Source organism: Micromonospora zingiberis (genome assembly GCF_004331455.1).
GTDB lineage: Bacteria > Actinomycetota > Actinomycetes > Mycobacteriales > Micromonosporaceae > Micromonospora > Micromonospora zingiberis.
On record NZ_SJJR01000006.1, the window covers coordinates 116,017 to 134,370 of the forward strand.

At 71.4% G+C, this 18,354-nt stretch carries 15 protein-coding genes; 7 read left to right on the forward strand and 8 right to left on the reverse strand.

Annotation, left to right across the window (positions count from 1 at the left end; all coding sequences use genetic code 11):
* Nucleotides 1-2: 2 nt before the first annotated feature.
* The gene (locus E0H26_RS11490) at nt 3-785 is read right to left on the reverse strand and encodes a TetR/AcrR family transcriptional regulator (protein WP_131303584.1); all 783 of its coding nucleotides are present in this window, start codon (nt 783-785) and stop codon (nt 3-5) included.
* 84 nt (nt 786-869) lie between these two features.
* Between E0H26_RS11490 and E0H26_RS11495 the strand changes: the two genes are divergently transcribed.
* On the forward strand, nt 870-1,268 hold the full coding sequence (locus tag E0H26_RS11495; protein ID WP_131303585.1) for a VOC family protein: 399 nt from the start codon (nt 870-872) through the stop codon (nt 1,266-1,268).
* Between the two features lie 238 nt (nt 1,269-1,506).
* Nucleotides 1,507-2,724 (forward strand): NADP-dependent isocitrate dehydrogenase, encoded by a 1,218-nt coding sequence (locus tag E0H26_RS11500; protein ID WP_131303586.1) that lies wholly within the window; start codon nt 1,507-1,509, stop codon nt 2,722-2,724.
* Between the two features lie 537 nt (nt 2,725-3,261).
* On the opposite strand, the gene galT is transcribed toward E0H26_RS11500, so the two are convergent.
* The 3 genes from galT to E0H26_RS11515 form a co-directional block, all read right to left on the reverse strand.
* A complete protein-coding gene (gene galT / locus E0H26_RS11505) occupies nt 3,262-4,338 on the reverse strand; it encodes a galactose-1-phosphate uridylyltransferase (protein WP_131303759.1) in 1,077 nt (358 codons plus the stop codon).
* Between the two features lie 52 nt (nt 4,339-4,390).
* Nucleotides 4,391-5,920, reverse strand: coding sequence for an adenylyl-sulfate kinase (gene cysC / locus E0H26_RS11510; protein ID WP_131303587.1), 1,530 nt, complete (start codon nt 5,918-5,920; stop codon nt 4,391-4,393).
* 88 nt (nt 5,921-6,008) lie between these two features.
* Entirely contained in the window at nt 6,009-7,580 is a 1,572-nt protein-coding gene (locus E0H26_RS11515) for a glycosyltransferase family 2 protein (protein ID WP_131303588.1), read from the reverse strand.
* A 213-nt stretch (nt 7,581-7,793) separates the two neighbouring features.
* Between E0H26_RS11515 and E0H26_RS11520 the strand changes: the two genes are divergently transcribed.
* From E0H26_RS11520 to E0H26_RS11535, 4 genes are read left to right on the forward strand one after another with little or no spacing between them, the layout of a single operon-like run.
* Entirely contained in the window at nt 7,794-8,708 is a 915-nt protein-coding gene (locus E0H26_RS11520; RefSeq protein WP_131303589.1) for an ABC transporter ATP-binding protein, read from the forward strand.
* Nucleotides 8,701-9,582 (forward strand): ABC transporter permease, encoded by an 882-nt coding sequence (locus E0H26_RS11525; protein ID WP_131303590.1) that lies wholly within the window; start codon nt 8,701-8,703, stop codon nt 9,580-9,582. The genes E0H26_RS11520 and E0H26_RS11525 overlap by 8 nt, the downstream gene beginning before the upstream one ends.
* Nucleotides 9,579-10,526, forward strand: a complete 948-nt coding sequence (locus E0H26_RS11530; RefSeq protein WP_131303591.1) for an ABC transporter ATP-binding protein — start codon at nt 9,579-9,581, stop codon at nt 10,524-10,526. The genes E0H26_RS11525 and E0H26_RS11530 overlap by 4 nt, the downstream gene beginning before the upstream one ends.
* On the forward strand, nt 10,526-11,236 hold the full coding sequence (locus E0H26_RS11535; protein ID WP_131303592.1) for an ABC transporter permease: 711 nt from the start codon (nt 10,526-10,528) through the stop codon (nt 11,234-11,236). Before E0H26_RS11530 ends, E0H26_RS11535 begins: the two co-directional genes overlap by 1 nt.
* A 177-nt stretch (nt 11,237-11,413) precedes the next feature.
* Here E0H26_RS11535 and valS read toward each other — a convergent pair whose 3' ends face one another.
* The 4 genes from valS to E0H26_RS11555 are packed head-to-tail and all read right to left on the reverse strand — an operon-like array spanning nt 11,414 to nt 18,012.
* Entirely contained in the window at nt 11,414-13,978 is a 2,565-nt protein-coding gene (gene valS, locus E0H26_RS11540) for a valine--tRNA ligase (RefSeq protein ID WP_131303593.1), read from the reverse strand.
* Between the two features lie 43 nt (nt 13,979-14,021).
* Nucleotides 14,022-15,878, reverse strand: a complete 1,857-nt coding sequence (locus E0H26_RS11545) for an ABC transporter ATP-binding protein (RefSeq protein ID WP_131303594.1) — start codon at nt 15,876-15,878, stop codon at nt 14,022-14,024.
* A complete protein-coding gene (locus E0H26_RS11550) occupies nt 15,875-17,719 on the reverse strand; it encodes an ABC transporter ATP-binding protein (RefSeq protein WP_240742113.1) in 1,845 nt (614 codons plus the stop codon). Before E0H26_RS11550 ends, E0H26_RS11545 begins: the two co-directional genes overlap by 4 nt.
* Complete coding sequence (locus E0H26_RS11555) at nt 17,719-18,012, reverse strand: hypothetical protein (protein WP_131303595.1); 294 nt, start codon at nt 18,010-18,012, stop codon at nt 17,719-17,721. Before E0H26_RS11555 ends, E0H26_RS11550 begins: the two co-directional genes overlap by 1 nt.
* A 102-nt stretch (nt 18,013-18,114) precedes the next feature.
* Here E0H26_RS11555 and E0H26_RS11560 point away from each other — a divergent pair, with 102 nt between their 5' ends.
* Nucleotides 18,115-18,312: a MerR family transcriptional regulator gene (locus tag E0H26_RS11560; protein WP_131303596.1), complete on the forward strand. Its 198-nt coding sequence runs from the start codon at nt 18,115-18,117 to the stop codon at nt 18,310-18,312.
* Nucleotides 18,313-18,354 lie beyond the last annotated feature (42 nt).

Consider the following 18,354-nt stretch of genomic DNA (forward strand, 5'->3'; position numbering starts at 1 on the left):
CATCATGGCGAAGTGGGGGGTGGGGTGGGGGTGGGGATTAGGGCGGTTAGGGCGTCTAGGGCTCGGGCTAGGCCGAAGTTGTAGGCGTGGTCGGGGTGGTAGGCGGTGTTGTGGGCGGCGCCCGCTGCGGCGCCGACCCGGACGGCGGTCGGGTACCGCCGTTCGTCGAGGATCTCGGCCAGCAGGGGGCCGTTCGCCGTCCACCACTGCTCGTCGGTCCAGGCGCTGGCCTGCCGGGCGGCCCGCGCCTCGGTTGCGGATCGGGCCGCGGCCCGGACGAAGTCGAGGACGAAGGTCAACGCGGCGTCCCGGGTCACGTCGTCCAGGCCGGTGTCGTCGAAGGCGCGCAGTTCGTACTCGTACTTGGCCATCAGGCCCGGCCCCAGCGGCGGCCGGCCGGTGGCGACCTCGGCGGCCCACGGATGGGCCGCGAAAAGTTCCCGGTTGTCGTGGGCCAGCGCGGCCACCCGGGTGCGCCACGGCTCGCCGGAACGGTCCGGTCGGGGCATGTCCGCGTAGAGCGCGTCCAGCATCAGGTCGAGCAGCTCGGCCTTGCCCGGCACGTACGTGTAGAGGGTCATCGGTGCCACGCCGACGGCGGTGGCGAGCGCCCGCATGGTCACCGCGTCCAACCCCTCGCCGTCGGCCAGCCCGATGGCGGCACGGACGATGTCGTCCAGCGAGCGGCCCTGGCGCGGGCCGCGACGCGGGCCGTCCTCGGTCCGACGCCAGAGCAGTCGCAGGGTGTGGGCGGGATCGCCGCCGCCGGTGCGGTGGGTGGTCACCCTCCGATCTTCGCAGTTCAAATCGTCGTACGCAGTACGTTGTACAATGTACGGCGATGAGTTCCCCGCACTCAGGGAGGGCACGTGCAGATCACCGGATCGGCCATCTCGCTCAACGTTCAGGACGTGTCGGCCTCGGCCGAGTTCGTCAAGCGGCACTTCGGGTTCCGGGAGGAGATGGCCGCCGACGGGTTCGTGTCGCTGGCCCGTGACGGGGTGGGATTCAACCTGATCTTCCTTCGTACCGGGCTGGCCAGCCTCCAGCCGCCGAGCCTGAAGAACCAGCGCGCCGAGGGCGTGCTCGTCGCCTTCGTGGTGGACGACATCGACGCCGAGTACGCCCAGATCCAGGCCGCCGGTGTGCCGATCACCACAGCCATCCAGACCGAGCCGTGGGGGGAGCGCTTCTTCCAGGTCACCGACCCCAACGGGGTGATCGTGCAGTTGGTGCAGTGGATGCACGCCCCGGAGCAGGTCGGCTAGTGCGCTGAGGGCATGTCCCGGGCCCGGTGGGGTAGTTCCGCACCGGGCCCGGCAGCCCGCTCGCCGGCCGCCAGGTCTGGCGGTCCGCTCGCCGGTGACTCCAGTGGTCGGCGCCGGGCGTCGGCGGGCCGGTCAGCTGTGGGTGGTGGCCAACCGGTGGCCGCGCCGTTCCTGGTTCCGGCCGGTCCAGTACGCTCGTACTGCTTGAGCATGTGTCCCCCGAGAGGAGCGCCGGCCGATGGCGAAGATCAAGGTAAACAACCCGGTCGTGGAGCTCGACGGCGACGAGATGACCCGGATCATCTGGAAGCAGATCCGCGAGCAGCTGATCCTGCCCTACCTCGACGTCGACCTGCACTACTACGACCTGTCGATTCAGCACCGTGACGCCACCGACGACCAGGTGACCGTCGACGCCGCGAACGCCATCTCCGAGCACGGCGTCGGCGTCAAGTGCGCCACCATCACCCCGGACGAGGCCCGGGTGGAGGAGTTCGGGCTGAAGAAGATGTGGCGGTCGCCGAACGGCACCATCCGCAACATCCTCGGCGGCGTCGTCTTCCGCGAGCCGATCATCATGTCCAACGTGCCGCGGCTGGTCCCCGGCTGGACCAAGCCGATCATCATCGGCCGGCACGCCCACGGCGACCAGTACCGCGCCACCGACTTCGTCGTTCCCGGCCCGGGTACGGTCACCATCACCTACACCCCGGCCGACGGCTCGGACCCGGTCGAGATGGAGATCGCCAACTTCCCCGGCGGCGGCATCGCCATGGGCATGTACAACTACGACGACTCGATCCGGGACTTCGCCCGGGCGTCGTTCCGGTACGGCCTGAACCGTGGCTACCCGGTCTACATGTCGACCAAGAACACCATCCTCAAGGCGTACGACGGCCGGTTCAAGGACATCTTCGCCGAGGTGTTCGAGAACGAGTTCAAGGCGGAGTTCGACGCCGCCGGCCTCACCTACGAGCACCGGCTCATCGACGACATGGTCGCCGCCGCGCTCAAGTGGGAGGGCGGCTACGTCTGGGCGTGCAAGAACTACGACGGTGACGTGCAGTCCGACACCGTCGCGCAGGGCTTCGGCTCGCTCGGCCTGATGACCTCCGTGCTGCTCTCGCCCGACGGCCGTACCGTCGAGGCCGAGGCCGCCCACGGCACCGTCACCCGGCACTACCGGCAGTGGCAGAAGGGCGAGAAGACCTCGACCAACCCGATCGCCTCGATCTACGCCTGGACCCGGGGCCTGGCCCACCGGGGCAAGCTGGACGGCACCCCGGCGGTCACCGAGTTCGCCAACACCCTGGAGCAGGTCATCGTCGACACCGTCGAGGGTGGCCAGATGACCAAGGACCTCGCGCTGCTCATCTCGCGGGACGCCCCGTGGCTGACCACCGACGAGTTCATGAACGCCCTCGACGAGAACCTGGCGCGTCGCCTCGCCGCCTGAGTCCCGTCAGCAGCCACCGAGCCCGCCGGCCACCATGGCCCGGCGGGCTCGGTGCTTCCCGGCGCACCCCGCGTGTCGTACGAAGCCACGCCAGCCAGCGTCACCTGCCCCGGCGCGCCTCGTTGACCTGGGTGGACGAGATGCCAGTCCCGTCCTTGGAAGGTTGACCGTGACCGCCGTCGCGGTACGAGTGCCCAGCAGCCAGCCTTCCCGGCTGTCGAGCACAGCCAGCCGTCCCTTCCCCGCGGGGGGCCCTGTCCCGGGCCCCCCGCGCCCTGCTGTCTGGTCCCCGGAATCCTCTTCCCGGGGCTGCTGCCACGCCACCGAAACCTTCCGCCCTCCGGTCGGAGGGACCGCCCACCGCGCCCTTTGCTCTGCTTCAACCCACGCATTACCTGGCCGATAGCAGCCGGACGCCGCCCGGGCGGTGCGGCGCCGGCTGAAACCGTTGCGTCAGTTGAAGCAGAGCAAAGGGGCGCACGGTCAGGGGTACGGCCGGCGCGGTCCGGGACGGCTGGAGGAGGGGTGGGGTGGGGGTCAGGCGGCGCGGAGGAGGGCGACGGCGCGTTCCGGGGCGATGTCGTTGATGAAGACACCCATCCCGGACTCCGACCCGGCCAGGTACTTCAGTTTGTCGGCCGCCCGCCGGATGCTGAACAACTGCAGGTGCAGATGGCCCAGTTCGCGGTCGATGCGTACCGGAGCCTGGTGCCAGGCGGCGATGTACGGCATCGGGCTGTCGAACAGCCCGTCGAAGCGCCGCAGCAGGTCCAGGTAGAGCGGGCCGAAGGCGTCCCGTTCGGCCGCGGTCAACGCCGGGATGTCCGGCACCGCTCGGTGCGGCGCGACGTGCACCTCGAACGGCCACCGGGCGGCTGCCGGGACGTACGCCGTCCAGTGTTCGTTGGTCGCCACCACTCGGTCGCCGGTGGCGCGTTCGGCGGCGAGCACGTCGGCGTAGAGATTGCGACCGCCGGTGCGCTCCGCGTGCCGTCGGGCCGCGGCCAGCAGGGACCGGGTACGCGGCGGAAGGAACGGGTACGCGTAGATCTGCCCGTGCGGATGGTGCAGGGTCACGCCGATCTCCACGCCCCGGTTCTCGAAGCAGAAGACCTGCTCGACCCCGGCCAGACCGCCGAGGACCTCGGTCCGGTCGGCGAGCGCGTCGAGCACGGTGCGTACCCGGTGCGGCGGCAGGCCGGCGAAGCTGGCGTGGTGGTCGTCGCTGAAGCAGACCACCTCGCAGCGGCCGAGCCCGGGCCGGACCGGCGTGAACGGGGTGATCTCGGCCGGTTCCTCGACCACCCGCTCACTGAACGCCGGAAACCGGTTCTCGAAGACCGCGACGGCGTAGTCCGGCGCCGGGATCTCGCTGAGCCGGTCAGCGGTCGAGGGGCAGAGCGGACACTGGTCGGCCGGTGGCAGGAAGGTGCGGGTCTGTCGGTGCACGGCCAGCGCCACCCACTCGTCGGTGAGCGGGTCGTAGCGCAACTGGGAGGCGGGCGGGGGAGGCGGCAGTTCGCGCCGGTCCGGCTGGTCCCGCACGACGTCGTCGCGCTCGTCGAAGTAGATCAGCTCACGACCGTCGGCCAGAGTGAGCGCCGTACGCCTCATCGCGGCGACCGGCCGGGGCGCAGCATCAACCATCGGAAGGACGGCTCCCTCATCAGAGCGACGGTAGACGCGGCTCGACCCAGCCGGTCTCGGTCAGGTGGTGCAACACGCTCTGGACCGCCTCGTCCACGTCGAGGTCACTGGTGTCGATCACCAGGTCCGCGTCGGTGGGCTCCTCGTACGGATCGTCGATGCCGGTCATCCCGGTGAGCAGCCCGGCCCGCGCCCGCGCGTACAGGCCCTTGCGGTCGCGACGCTCGCAGACCTCCAGCGGCGTGGCGACATGCACCAGCACGAACCCGGCGCCCGCTGCCGTGGCCATCTCCCGGGCCGTCGCCCGCGCCTGCGCGTACGGAGCGATCGGGCAGCAGATGCCGATGCCCCGGTGCCGGGCGATCTCGGCGGCCACCCAGCCGATCCGGCGTACGTTGGTGTCCCGGTCGGCCTTGCTGAAGCCCAGCCCGGCCGTCAGTTCGCGGCGCACCACGTCGCCGTCGAGCAGCGTGATGGTCCGCTCGCCCTGCTCGCGGAGCGCGTCGGCGAGGCCCCGGGCGATCGTCGACTTGCCCGAACCGGACAGCCCGGTGAGGAAGACCACCAGACCCCGGTGCCGTCGGGGTGGCCGAGCCCGGCTCAGCTCCTTCGCCACCGCCGGGGGCGTGTGCCACTCGGGCAGCGGGAAGCCCCGGTCCAGCAGATCCTCGATCTCGTCGTGGGTCAGGGCGAGACGCCGGTTGCGCGGCGGGATGTCCTCGCGCCAGCGCCACTGGCCGTCCCGGTTGTCGTACGCCAACTCGCGCGGCACCAGCACCCGCAGCCCGGCCCCGGAGAGCATCTCGCCGGTGGAGAGCAGATGGGTGACGCCGTACGCGGCGGAGACCCGGGCCCGCAGCAGGGCGTCGCCGATCTCGTCCCGACGACGGGCCAGCGGCACGGCGACCAGGGTCGCCGGTGGCATCCGATCGCGGGCGGCGAAGACGCTGCGCACCAGCGCCTCCGGCGGCATCCCGCCGGTGCCGTCCTCACCGACCGGGATCATGATGAGCAGGTGCGCGCTGAGCGTACGCACGGCGTGCGCGATCTGGGCCAGCTGCGGCCGGTGCAACGGCCGGTCGGCGACGACACCGAGGACCCGTCCGGGGGGCAGCAACCCACGGATCTCCTCGGGGGTACGCCGCAACCGCTGGAACGGCCCGCGCCCGCCGTCACCGAGCCGGCGTACGCTGCCGCCGACCCCGGCCACCCCGTCGCGTACCTGCCAGGTGTCGGCGACCTCCAGGGCCGCCATCGGCGCGCCCTCGCCGTCGGTGAGCACCAGCGTGCGCCGGTTGGGGTCGGTCAGGTCGACGTCGCGCAGCAGGGCGGTCGGCACCTGGAGGGTGACCGCGACCGGCCACGGCGTGCCATCGACGAGTCTGCCCCGGCGGCTGACCGACACCAGGTCGGCCCGGGTCAGGAAGCCGGTCAACGGCGCGTACGCACCCGTCAACAGCAGCTCCAGATCCGCGAGCTCGCCGGGACGCGGCGTGTACGCCGGTGCGTCCCGCAGCACCTCGTCGGGCAGCACCCACCCGTTGCTCATCAGACCCCCAACTCCGGCGACCGGCACACAGTTTCGCAGCCGCCCGCCAATCGGTCGAGAGCACCACTGCCGTGGGGGCCGAGTGGGGTTACGAAAGCCGTACCGCTTGCGGCCTGGCCAGGCCCAGCCGGCGGCGGACGGCACGCGCCAACCGCCGCCACCCGCCGGGCCGGGGCTGCGGCGGCTTGGCGGGCGCCTTCTTCTTCCGCTTGTCGACCACCACCGGCCGGGCACCGTCGGCGGCGCAGGACACCGCCAGCGGCAGCTTCGCGTCGAGGGTCCACCCGCAGCCGCTGATCCGGGCCTTGAGAATCCACTCGCCCTGGGTACGTCCACCGTTCAGGGTGCCGAAGTCGACCATGGCCGTGCCCCGGTAGCGCAACTGCAGCTCGCCTGCGGGCCCGACGACACGATCCACTTCGAAGTGCACCGGCAGGAAGAACTCGTCGTGCTGCGTGTCGTGCCGGGCGATCACGTCGAGGCGGGCTCTGCCCAGCTCGGCGGTGCAGTCGAGCAACTCGGCGGGCACGTCGTCGATCGGCACCACGAGCCGGTACCGCCCGTCGCTCGGGGCGTACGACACGGGCTGATCGTTGCTGTGGAGCTGGCCGCTGAGCATGAGGGTCAACGTCAGGCCGGTCAGCTCGTACGCCTTCAGGCGGGCCTTGGCGCGGATGCCCGCGTCCCACTCGGCCAACCGGAGCAGGTCCTCGACCCGGCCCTCGGCGACCAGGCCGGCGACGGTGCGCTCGACAGCCGGCAGGCGACCTGCCACCGCCGGCGTGAACCGCTCCTCGACGGTCTTCTGCACCTCCGCGGCGACCTGATCGACCCAGTCACGGGGGGCGTTGAGCAGCCGGGCGCCGCGCAACCGGCGGATCATCTCACTGCGCAGCCACCGCCGGTGCAGCTTGTCGCGCAGCGGTCCCGGCTCGGTGTGCGTGTCGACGATGTCGAGTACCTCGCGCAGGCTGCTGTAGTACCCGGCCGGCTCCATCCGGCTGGCGGTGAGATTGCCGCCGTCCGGCCGCCGGGCATGGTGGTAGCAGGTGTAGTCGGACAGCACGCAGGTGCGCTTGGAGAGCAGGTACGCGCGGGCGACCAGGTGATGGTCCTCCAACCGCTTGCGGTGCTCCTCGGGAAAGCGCAGGTCGTGTTCCAGCAGGAACGCGCGGCGGAACATCTTGTGGCAGGTGAGGCTCTCGATCAGCGGCGAATCGTCCAGCCTGGCGTCGGGGCGGTTGACCCGGAACAGCTCGCGGGGCACCGCCCGGCCGTGCCCGGTCATCTTGCCGATGGCGATGTCCGCGCCGTTGGCCACCGCGTAGCCGTACAGCCGCGCCAGGGCCTCGTCGGCGAGCCAGTCGTCGTCGTCGACGAACTGGACGTACTCACCGCGAGCCCGGGCGAGACCCAGGTTGCGGGGGCGCGACGGCCAGCCGGAGTGCTCAGCCCGCAGCACCTCGACGTGCGGGTGGGCGGCGGCCCACTCCGCCAGCCGGGCCGGTGTGTCGTCGGTCGACCCGTCGTCGACGACGATCACCTCGAACTCCGTCGCCGGCATCGACTGGCGCAGCAGCGAGTCGAAGAGCTGCTGGAGGTGCTCGCCCGAGTTGTAGGTCGGGACCACCACACTTACCTTGAGCAGGCCAGTCGTCATGGCTTTGCACTACCCATCGTGCCGTCGGGAGAACGGATGGTGGGCTCCAGTGTGTACCAAACATTCGATCTTCGGGGCCCGGGGTACGCCCACGGCGAGTCGTGAAAACCCAGGTCGCCTTCGCTCCTTAGGGGGCGGATGGCGGGCAGGATCAGGGAAATCCAGGGCGCGTGCCGGACGGACGGCGTTGCCCACCGTCTCTAGGCTGTCGCCGTGACACTGATCGCAACCGAGTCGTTGACCAAGGTCTACGGGGGTGGGGTCACCGCGCTGTCCGAGCTGACGGTCGCGGTCGAGCCGGGAATCGTCGGTCTGGTCGGCGCCAATGGCGCCGGCAAATCGACCCTGATCAAGATCCTGCTCGGCCTGCTCACCCCGACCCGTGGCCGGGTCCGGGTGCTGGGCCTGGACCCGACCACCGACCCGGCGGCGGTCCGCGCCCGGGTCGGTTACATGCCGGAGCACGACTGCCTGCCACCCGACCTGTCCGCCGCCGAACTGGTCACCCATCTGGGGCGGATCAGCGGCCTACCGCGCACCGTCGCCCGGGAACGGGCCTCCGAGGCGTTGCGGCACGTGGGACTGCACGAGGAGCGCCATCGTCCGGTGGGTGGCTACTCCACCGGCATGAAGCAGCGGGTCAAGCTCGCCCAGGCGCTGGTGCACGATCCCGACCTGCTGCTGCTCGACGAACCCACGAACGGCCTCGACCCGGCCGGCCGGGACGCCATGCTGGCCCTGGTGCACCGGATCGGCACCGAGTTCGGCATCTCCGTACTGGTCTGCTCGCACCTGCTCGGCGAGGTCGAGCGGATCTGCGACACCCTGGTCGCCATCGACGGCGGGCGGCTGCTGCGCGCCGACCACATCGCCGCGATGACCTCGGCCACCGACGTGCTCGCCGTCGAGGTCAGCGAGGGCACCGAGGCGCTGGCCGCCCGGCTGGCCGCGCTCGACCTGCCGGTGAGCCGGGAGGGACGGCTGCTGCTCGTCCCGCTCGCCGACCAGCAGACGTACGACCTGATCATCGGCGCGGTCGCCGACCTGGACCTGCCGTTGCACCGGCTGGACCAGCGCCGGCACCGGGTGGCCGAGCTTTTCGCCCGGAGGGAGGGCAGTCATGTCTGAACCGACGGGCGTCATCCACGACATCGGCTACCAGCGCTACACCGGACTGCGCCTCGGCCGCCGGCACGTCTTCGGCGCGCTGTACCTGCACGGCGTACGGACCGCCTTCGGGTTGGGCCGCAGCGCCAAGGCGAAGATCTTCCCCTGGCTGGTGGTCGGCATCGTCATCATGGTGGCCGCCGCGGTGACCGCGATCAGCAGCCAGATCGGCGAATCGATCATGACGTACGCCCAGTTCGCCGACGCGATGAGCTGGCTGGTCATCTTCTTCGTCGCGGTGGCCGCGCCCGAACTGGTCTCCCGCGACCTGCGCAGCGGGGTGCTCCCGCTGTACTTCTCCCGGCCGTTGCCGCACGCCGACTATCCGCTGGCCAAGCTCCTCGCGCTGGTCACCGCGCTCTGGCTGCTGCTCGGCGCCCCGCAGTTGGTGATGTTCCTCGGCGGCGCGTTCACCGCCGACGGGATGCGCGCGGTCTGGGACGAGGTGCTGGACCTGCTGCCCGGCCTGCTCTACGCCGGGCTGTGGGCGGTGGTCTTCGCCGCGGTGGGTTTGCTGGTCGCCTCGCTGACCGGCAAGCGGGCCTTCGCCGCCGGCGGCATCGTGGCCGTCTTCCTGATGACCACGCCGATCGTCGGCGTGCTGTCGATCCTGCCGTCGCAGACCGCGAACCAGTTGGCCGGTCTCGCCTCACCGTCGACTCTGGTGCAGGGGATCGGCGTCTGGACGATGCGCGACCAGCTGATCACCAGCCCGGAGGCGGCTGGTCCCGACATCGGCGCCTTCGGCCCGGCGTACGCGCTGGCCGCCGTCGCGCTCGTCGCGGCCTGCGTCGCCCTGCTGCTCGCCCGCTACCGGAAGGTGGCCGCCCGATGACCACGACCAGCAATCCCGCCCCACCGACCACCACCAGCACCCTCACCCTCACCGGGGTCTCCCGCTGGTACGGCAACGTGGTCGCGGTCAACGACGTGAGCATGAGCCTCGGGCCCGGCGTCACCGGACTGCTCGGTCCGAACGGCGCCGGCAAGACCACCCTGCTGCACATGATGGCCGGCTTCCTCGCCCCCTCCCGGGGGCAGGTCACCCTCGACGGCCGGCCCACCTGGCGCAACCCGGCCGTCTACCGCCAGCTGGGGCTGGTCAGCGAGCGGGAGGCGGTGCACAGCTTCCTCACCGCGTACGAGTACGTGCTGGCCACCGCGAAGCTGCACAAGCTGCCGGACCCGCAGGCGGCGGCCCGCCGGGCGATCGCCATGGTCGAGATGGAGAGCGCGCAGGACCGCCGGATCGGCACCTACTCCAAGGGCATGCGGCAGCGGGCCCGGGTGGCGGCGGCCCTGGTGCACGAGCCGCAGGTGCTGCTGCTGGACGAGCCGTTCAACGGCATGGACCCGCGTCAGCGGCTGCACATGATGGAGCTGCTGCACTCGCTCGGCGACGCCGGTCGCACCATCCTGTTCAGCTCGCACATCCTGGAGGAGGTCGAACAGGTCTCCGGCACCGTGCAGGTGATGGTCGCCGGCCGGCTCGCCGCCTCCGGTGACTTCCGGACCATCCGCCGGCTGATGACCAACCGGCCGCACGTCTTCGCGGTCCGCTCCACCGACGATCGCGCGTTGGCCGTCGCCCTGATGGCCGAGCCGTCGGTGAGCGGGGTCGAGTTGGGCCGTGACGGGCTGACCGTACGGGCCGGCGACTACGGCGCCTTCACCCGGGTGTTGCCGAAGGTGGCCCTGGCCCGGGGCATACGGGTGCGGCAACTGCTGCCCGAGGACGAGTCCCTGGAGAGCGTCTTCTCCTACCTGGTGGAGGCCTGATGTCCACTGTCTGCTGGATCACCGCGCGCGGGCTGTTCGGGCGTCGCCGGTTCCTGTTGCTGCTGCCCCTGCCGGTGCTGCTCGTGGTGCTGGCCGTGCTCTCCCGGGGACTGGGCGTGCCGCCCTCCTCGTGGGGACCGCCGGTGCTGGTCGGCCTCGGGTTGGCCGTGGTGCTGCCGGTCGTCGCGTTGATCGTCGGCACCGGCGTGCTCGGTGCCGAGATCGACGACGGAACCGTGGTGCACGTCCTCACCACGCCGCTGCCGCGCTGGCAGATCGTGCTGCCGAAGCTGGCGGTGGCGGCCGGCGTCACCGCGATCACCGTGGCGGTGCCGCTGTTCGTGGCGGGCCTGCTGGCCGACTCGGTACGCCTCGGGTTGGCGTTGGCCGTGGCCGCCTCGATCGGTGCGCTGGCCTACTCGGCGCTCTTCGTGGCCGCCAGCCTGCTCACCCGTCGGCCGGTCCTGCTCGGCCTGGTCTACGTGCTGATCTGGGAAGGGCTGCTCGGCAACGTGATCACCGGCACCCGGGTGCTGTCCATCCAGCACTACGTGATCGCCCTGGCCGACCGGCTCGCCCCGACGAACCTGCTCGAAACGACCGTCTCCGTACCGGTGGCGGTGGTGATGACGGCGCTGGTCAGCATCGGCTTCACCGTACTGGCGATCGATCGCCTCCGCGCCTTCTCCGTCGCCGGCGAAACCAGCTGAGCCCGTAAGGAAGGGCACCTTGTTAACGCCTCCGGTAGAGGCGGGGCCCCCTGTTAACAGTCCGGCGGTCGTGGCGGCCGGCGTTGTTAACAGGGGGCCCTTCCTCTACACCAGGCGTTAACAAGGTGCCCTTCCTTGCACCCAGAACGCGCCGGGCACCTGGAACGCGCAGGGCACCTAGAACGCGCAGGCGATGACGAGTTCGGGTGTGCGGTCGGGGAGCAGGTCGAGCTTGCCGATCCGGCCCGCCGCGCGCAGGTCGTCGGCGACCTCGGTGAGCTGGTCGAGCAGGGCGGCCGGGCCGAGCGCCTCGGCCAGCGGCACCTCCGCCTTCATCGACAGCTTCCGCTCGGACTTGGCCCGGCGGACCTGCCCCAGGGCGTCGGAGGCCAACCGCAGCAACTCCGGATCACCTTCGCCCTGCACGGCCCGGCCCACCTCGTACGTGGTGGGCCACGGCGCCCGGTGCACCGAGCCGTACCGCCACCAGGACCACACCTCCTCGGTCGCGTACGGCAGGACCGGGGCGAACAGCCGCAACTGCACCGAGAGCGCGGTGGCCAGCGCGGCCCGGGCCGAGTCGGCACCGGCGCCGGTGCCGTAGGCGCGTTCCTTCACCAACTCGATGTAGTCGTCGCAGAACCGCCAGAAGAAGGACTCGGCGGTCTGCAACGCCGCCGTGTGGTCGTACGCCTCGAAGGCCGCCGTCGCGGTCGCCACCGCGTCGGACAGTCCGGCGAGCATGGCCCGGTCCAGCGGCGCGGTCGCCGGGGCACGCAGCGCGTCGGCGGCGCCCAGCCCGAGCGCGAACCTCGACGCGTTGAGCAGCTTCGTGGCGAGCCGCCGACCGATCCGGATCTGGGCCGGGTCGAAGGCGAGGTCGACGCCGGGTCGTCCGGTGGCGGCCCAGTAGCGCACCGCGTCCGAGCCGTGTTCCTCCAGCAACGCCATCGGGGTGACCACGTTGCCCTTGGACTTGGACATCTTCTTGCGGTCCGGGTCCAGGATCCAGCCGGACAACTCGGCGGTCTTCCACGGCAGCGCACCGTGTTCCAGGTGGGCCCGGACCACCGTGGCGAACAGCCAGGTCCGGATGATCTCCTGCCCCTGTGGACGCAGGTCCATCGGGAAGACCCGGCCGAACAGCTCCGGGTCGGTCTCCCAACCGCCGGCGATCTGCGGGGTCAGCGACGAGGTGGCCCAGGTGTCCAGCACGTCCGGGTCGCCGACGAAGCCGCCCGGTTGGCCGCGCTGGGACTCGTCGTAGCCGGGTGGTGCCTCCTCGGATGGATCGATCGGCAGCGAAGACTCGTCGGGCGTGAGAGGGTGGGACCAGTCCGGCTCGCCAGTGTCGTCGAGCCGGTACCACACCGGCACCGGCACGCCGAAGAAGCGCTGCCGGCTGACCAGCCAGTCACCGGTCAGGCCGCCCACCCAGTGCTCGTAGCGGTGCCGCATGTGCTCCGGCACCCAGCGCAGTTCCCGGCCCCGGGCCAGCAGCGCCTCCCGCAGATCGGTGTCGCGGCCACCGTTGCGCAGGTACCACTGCCGGGTCGAGACGATCTCCAGCGGCCGGTCGCCCCGCTCGTAGAACTTCACCGGATGGGTGATCGGACGCGGCTCGCCGACCAGATCACCCGCGTCGGTCAGCAACTGCACCACGGCCCGCCGGGCGCCACTGACGGTCTGTCCGGCCAGCGCCGCGTACGGTTGCGCCGGCACCCCGGCCGGCGGCTCCGGCAGCAGTCGACCGTCCCGGCCGATCACCACCCGGGTGTCCAGGTGCAGTTCCCGCCACCAGGTCACGTCGGCCAGGTCACCGAACGTGCAGACCATCGCGATGCCGGTGCCCTTGGCCGGGTCCGCCAGCGCGTGCGCGCACACCGGCACCTCGACGCCGAAGACGGGGGTACGCACACTGCCGCCGACCAGGTCCGCGTACCGCTCGTCGTCGGGGTGGCAGACCAGCGCGACGCAGGCCGGCAGCAACTCCGGGCGGGTGGTGTCGATCAGCACCTCCTGGCTCCCGGGGGCGTGGAACCGCAACCGGTGGTACGCGCCGGGCCGCTCCCGCTCCTCCAACTCCGCCTGCGCCACGGCGGTGGCGAAGCCGACGTCCCACAACGTCGGTGCCTGCGCCTGGTACGCCTCGTCCCGGGCCACGTTGCGCAGGAAGGCCCGCTGGGAGGTGGCCCGGGCGACCGGGCCGATGGTGGTGTACATCAGCGACCAGTCCACCGACAGGCCGAGCCGGCGCCACAGCGCCTCGAAGACCTGTTCGTCGGCGAGGGTCAACCGCTCGCACAGTTCGATGAAGTTGCGTCGGGAGATCGGGCTCGGGTTCTTGCGGGCGGCGTCGTCCACCGGAGTGTCCGGCGCCCGCCAGTCCGGGTCGTACGGCAGCGACGGGTCGCAACGCACGCCGTAGACGTTCTGCACCCGTCGCTCGGTGGGCAGCCCGTTGTCGTCCCACCCGATCGGGTAGAAGACCGTCCGACCACGCATCCGCTGGAACCGGGCGATCAGGTCGGTGTGCGTGTACGAGAAGACATGCCCCATGTGCAGCTCGCCCGATACGGTCGGCGGCGGGGTGTCGATCGCGTATACGTTCGAGCGCTCCCTGGAGCGGTCGAACGCGTACGTGCCCTCCTCCTGCCAGCGGCGCGACCAGGTGTCCTCGAGTCCGTCCAGGGTCGGACGCTCGGGGACGCCGGTGCGGGCCGTCCTCGCCGTATCAGTCATCCGTCGATGGTAGGCAGCGTCGCGCCGCCGGGCATCGAAATACCTACAGCAGCGAGTCGCGCCACTGGTGGTGCAGGGCGGCGTACCGGCCGCCGTCGGCGATCAGCTCGGCCGGTGGGCCGTCCTCGACGATCCGGCCGTCGTCGAGCACCAGCACCCGATCGGCGATCTCCACCGTGGAGAGTCGGTGCGCGATCACCACAGCGGTCCGGTCCCGCAGGATGGTGCCGAGCGCGTGCTGCACCAGACGCTCGGTCGGTATGTCCAGCGACGAGGTGGCCTCGTCCAGGATCAGCACCGCCGGATCGGCCAGGAACGCGCGGGCGAAGGCGACCAGTTGCCGCTGCCCGGCGGAGAGCCGCCCGCCGCGCCGGTGCACCTCGGTGGCGTACCCGTCGGGTAGCGCCGCGATGAAGTCGTGCGCGCCGATCGCCCGCGCGGCGGCCTCGACCGCGCCGTCGTCGGCGTCCGGTCGACCGAACCGGATGTTCTCCGCCACGGTGCCGCCGAACAGGTGCGTTTCCTGGGTCACCAGCACCACCGTGCGGCGTAGCTCCGCGTCGGCGACCTGCCGCAGGTCCACGCCGTCCAGGCTGACCGTGCCGGTGACCGGGTCGTGGAAGCGGGCGAGCAGCTTGGCGAGGGTGGACTTGCCGGCGCCGGTCGGTCCGATCAGCGCCACGGTCTGCCCCGCCTCGATGGTGAGGTCCAGCCCGGTCAGGATCGGTGCGTCCGGCCGATATCCGAACGACACCGCGCGGAAGGTGACGGCACCGTGGGCGGGGCCCCGGGGCAGCGGCACCGGACGGGCCGCATCGGCCACCTGGGGCCGTTCGTCCAGCACCCCGGCGAGCTTCTCCAGGGCGGCGGTGGCCGACTGGAGCGAGTTGTAGAACTGGCTCAGTTCCTGCATCGGTTCGAAGAACCGGCGCAGGTAGAGCAGGAACGCCGCGAGCACGCCCACGCCGGTGTCGCCGCCGAGCACCCGGGCGCCGCCGTAGCAGAGCACCACCGCCACGGTGACGTTGCCGATCAGCTTGATCCCCGGCGAGTACGTCGCGATCAGTCGGAACGCGTGCCGGCTGGACCGGCGGTACTCGTCGTTGACCGAGGCGAAGATGTCCTGGTTGCGGGCCTCCCGGCGGTACGCCTGCACCGCCCGGATGCCCCGCATCGACTCCACGAAGTGGACGATGACCAGGGCCATCGCCTCCCGGGTGCGGCGGTACGCGGCGGCTGACGCCCGGGCGAACCAGCGGGACAGCCAGAACAGCAGCGGGAAGGCCAGCAGGGTCACCGCGGCCAACGGCAGGTCCAGCCAGAGCAGGATGCCGGCCACCGACACGATCGTCAGGGCGGCCATCACCAGGCTCTCCACGCCTCCGTCGACGAGTTCGGCGATGGAGTCGATGTCGCTGGTCAGCCGCGAGATCATCCGACCCGAGGTGTACCGCTCGTGGAAGGCCACCGGCAGGCGCAGGAAGTGTGCGTACACCCGTTGGCGCAGGTCGAGCAGGACGGCCTGGCCGATGCGGGCGGAGAGGGTGAGGAACCCGCGCCGGGCCCCGTACTCGACTCCGGCCGCGGCGGCGAACGCCACCGCGACGGCCGCCAGGGGGCCCGGGTCGCCGGCCCGTAACGGCTCGATCGCCCGGTCGATGCCGAGCATGACCAGGTACGGCCCGGACATCGCCGCCGCGTTCTGGGTCAGCAGCAGCGCGACCGCCGCGCCCAGCCTTGCCCGGTGCGGGCGCAGCACGTCGGCCAGCAGCGCTCGACTGCGTACCCGTAGCCGGGCCACCGCCTCGGGCTCGGTGTCCTCGGCGAGGCTGCGATCGGCATGCGGATCGGCGGCCAGCCCCCGCCACTGCGCCGGGTCGGCCGGTTCGACGGCGGTCACGAGAGCACCAGCGGGGAACTGCCCGGTGCCGGGCCGGCCGGCGACCGGGGCGGCGGTGCGACGGCCGGCTCGGCCGAGAGCAGCGCACGGTACGCCGGCACGTTGGCCAGCAGTTCGGCGTGCGGGCCGACGGCGGTGATCCGGCCGTGTTCCAGCAGCGCGACGCGATCGGCGAGGGCGATGGTGGACGGCCGGTGCACCACCAGCAGTGCGGTCATGTCGCGTAGCACCCGCTTCAGCGCCGACTCCACCAGCGCCTCGGTGTGCACGTCGAGCGCGGACAACGGATCGTCGAGGACCAGCACCGCCGGGCGTACCAGCACCGCCCGGGCCAGGGCCAGCCGCTGCCGCTGCCCACCGGAGAGCGACAGTCCCTGTTCGCCGAGCCGGGTACGCAGGCCCCACGGCAGGTCGTACGCGAACTCGGCGCGGGCCAGCGCGAGCGCCGCCCGTACCTCGTCCTCACCGGCGTCGGGCCGGCCCAGGGTGAGGTTCTCCCAGACCGACATGGAGAACAGCGTGGGCTCCTCGAAGGCCACCGCGACCAGCCGGCGCAGCGAGGTCAACCGCAGGTCGCGCAGGTCGTGCCCGTCGAGGGTGATCCGACCCGTCTCGACCTCGTGCAGCCGGGGCACCAGGGACAGCAGTGTGCTCTTGCCGCTGCCGGTGGCGCCGACCACGGCGAGCGTCTCGCCGGGCTCGACGGCCAGGTCGATACCGCGTAGTACCGGCGTGGTGGCGCCCGGGTAGCGGAAGCCGACCGCCTCGAAGCGGAGCCGGCCGCGGACCGCCGCGCGGGTCAGCGCGATGGCACCGGGCGCGTCGACGATGGCCGGCGGGGTGTCCAGCACCTCCAGGATGCGGTCGGCGGCGGTGGCCGCCTCCTGCCCGTTGGCGATGATCCAGCCCAGTGACTGCACCGGCCAGATCAGCATCAGTTGCAGGCTGGCGAAGGCGACGAGTTGGCCGATGGTGAGTCGGCCGTTGGCGACCGCTGCGGCACCGGCCACCAGCACGACCCCCAGGGTCAGGTTCGGCACCAGGTCGAGCAGGGCGGCGGTCCGGGCCAGCAGCCGTCCCTTGCCGACCCCGGTGTCGTGCAGGGTCCGGGTGCCGGCCACGAACCGGGCGGCCAGTTGGGGTCCCCGCCCGTACGCCTTCATGGTGCGCAGGCCCTGCGCGGTCTCCTCGACCAGGGTGGCCACGTCACCCTGCTGGTCCTGCATCCGCCGGGACGCGGTGTGGTAATGCCGCCCGAAGCGGCGGGTGATCAGGAACAACGGCACCGCGCTGGCCGCCACCAGCAGGCCCAGCGCCGGATGCAGCCGGACCAGCAGCACCACCACGACCAGGTAGGTGGTCAGGTTCAGGATGAGGAAGAACAGTCCGAAGGAGAGAAACCGGCGTAGCACCGACAGGTCACTGGTGATCCTGGAGAGCAACTGCCCGGAGGGCCACCGATCGTGGAAGCTGGCCGGCAGCCGTTGCAGGTGGGCGTAGATGTCGTCGCGGATGGCCGCCTCCATGGCCACCGAGGACGACGACTGCACCCACCGACGAATGAAGATCAGCAGCGCCTCGACCAGGCCGAGCGCCAGCGCGAGGCCGGCCAGCTGGAACAACCCGGGCAGATCCCGGTCGGCCACCGGCCCGTCGACGACCCGCTGGGCCACCAGCGGTACGGCGATGCCCGCCCCGGTGGCGGCGAGCCCGGCCAGCAGCAGGACGCTGAACTCGACGGCGTGCGGGCGCAGGTAGCGCCGCAGCCGCCACAGGTTGTTCAGCGGATGTCGCCTGGCCTCGCCCCGGTCTGCCGGGCCGCCGTCGCTCCCCGCAGCCACTACCCGACGGTAGCTGCATTCGCGTTCGTCGACAGTCGCCTACCCGCCAGAAGCCACCCGTAATCGCATCCGGTGCGCTCCGAGATCGTCGCGGCGATCTCCACAATCTTGCGCGGCGTCACGCCGTCACGCTCCCAGGTTCGCCACGACTCAGTCGGCAGGCCACAGGCCTCGGCCGCCTCCTTGACGTTGCCCCACTTCATGCGCTGCCTGATCAGCGCCAGCCGGGCTCCGAAGGTCGAGTCGTCGGCGATCCAGCCTTGAAGCTCGCGTCCCTCATCGATCGCTGTCATAGCCACAGGTTACACGGAAGGACACGGAATCCAAGGGGTTGCTACTGGACCTGTGAATTACACGACTTGACATGCGATGCACGGCGCCCTAGATTCCTGTGCATGACACAGGATCCCCTGTTCCTCACGCCACGGCAGGCCGCCAAGCGACTGGCTGCCGCAGGGCTTCAGATCACCGAAGACACCGTACGACGCTGGGCGCGGATCGGGCAGATCGAGCGCATCCGCACGCCCAGCGGCCAGTACCTCATTCACCGCGACGTCGTCGACGGGCTGCTCTCCAGCACCACGGCCGCGTGATGTCGCACCCCATCGGCCCTGCCGGGCCTGCCCCCAGTGGAG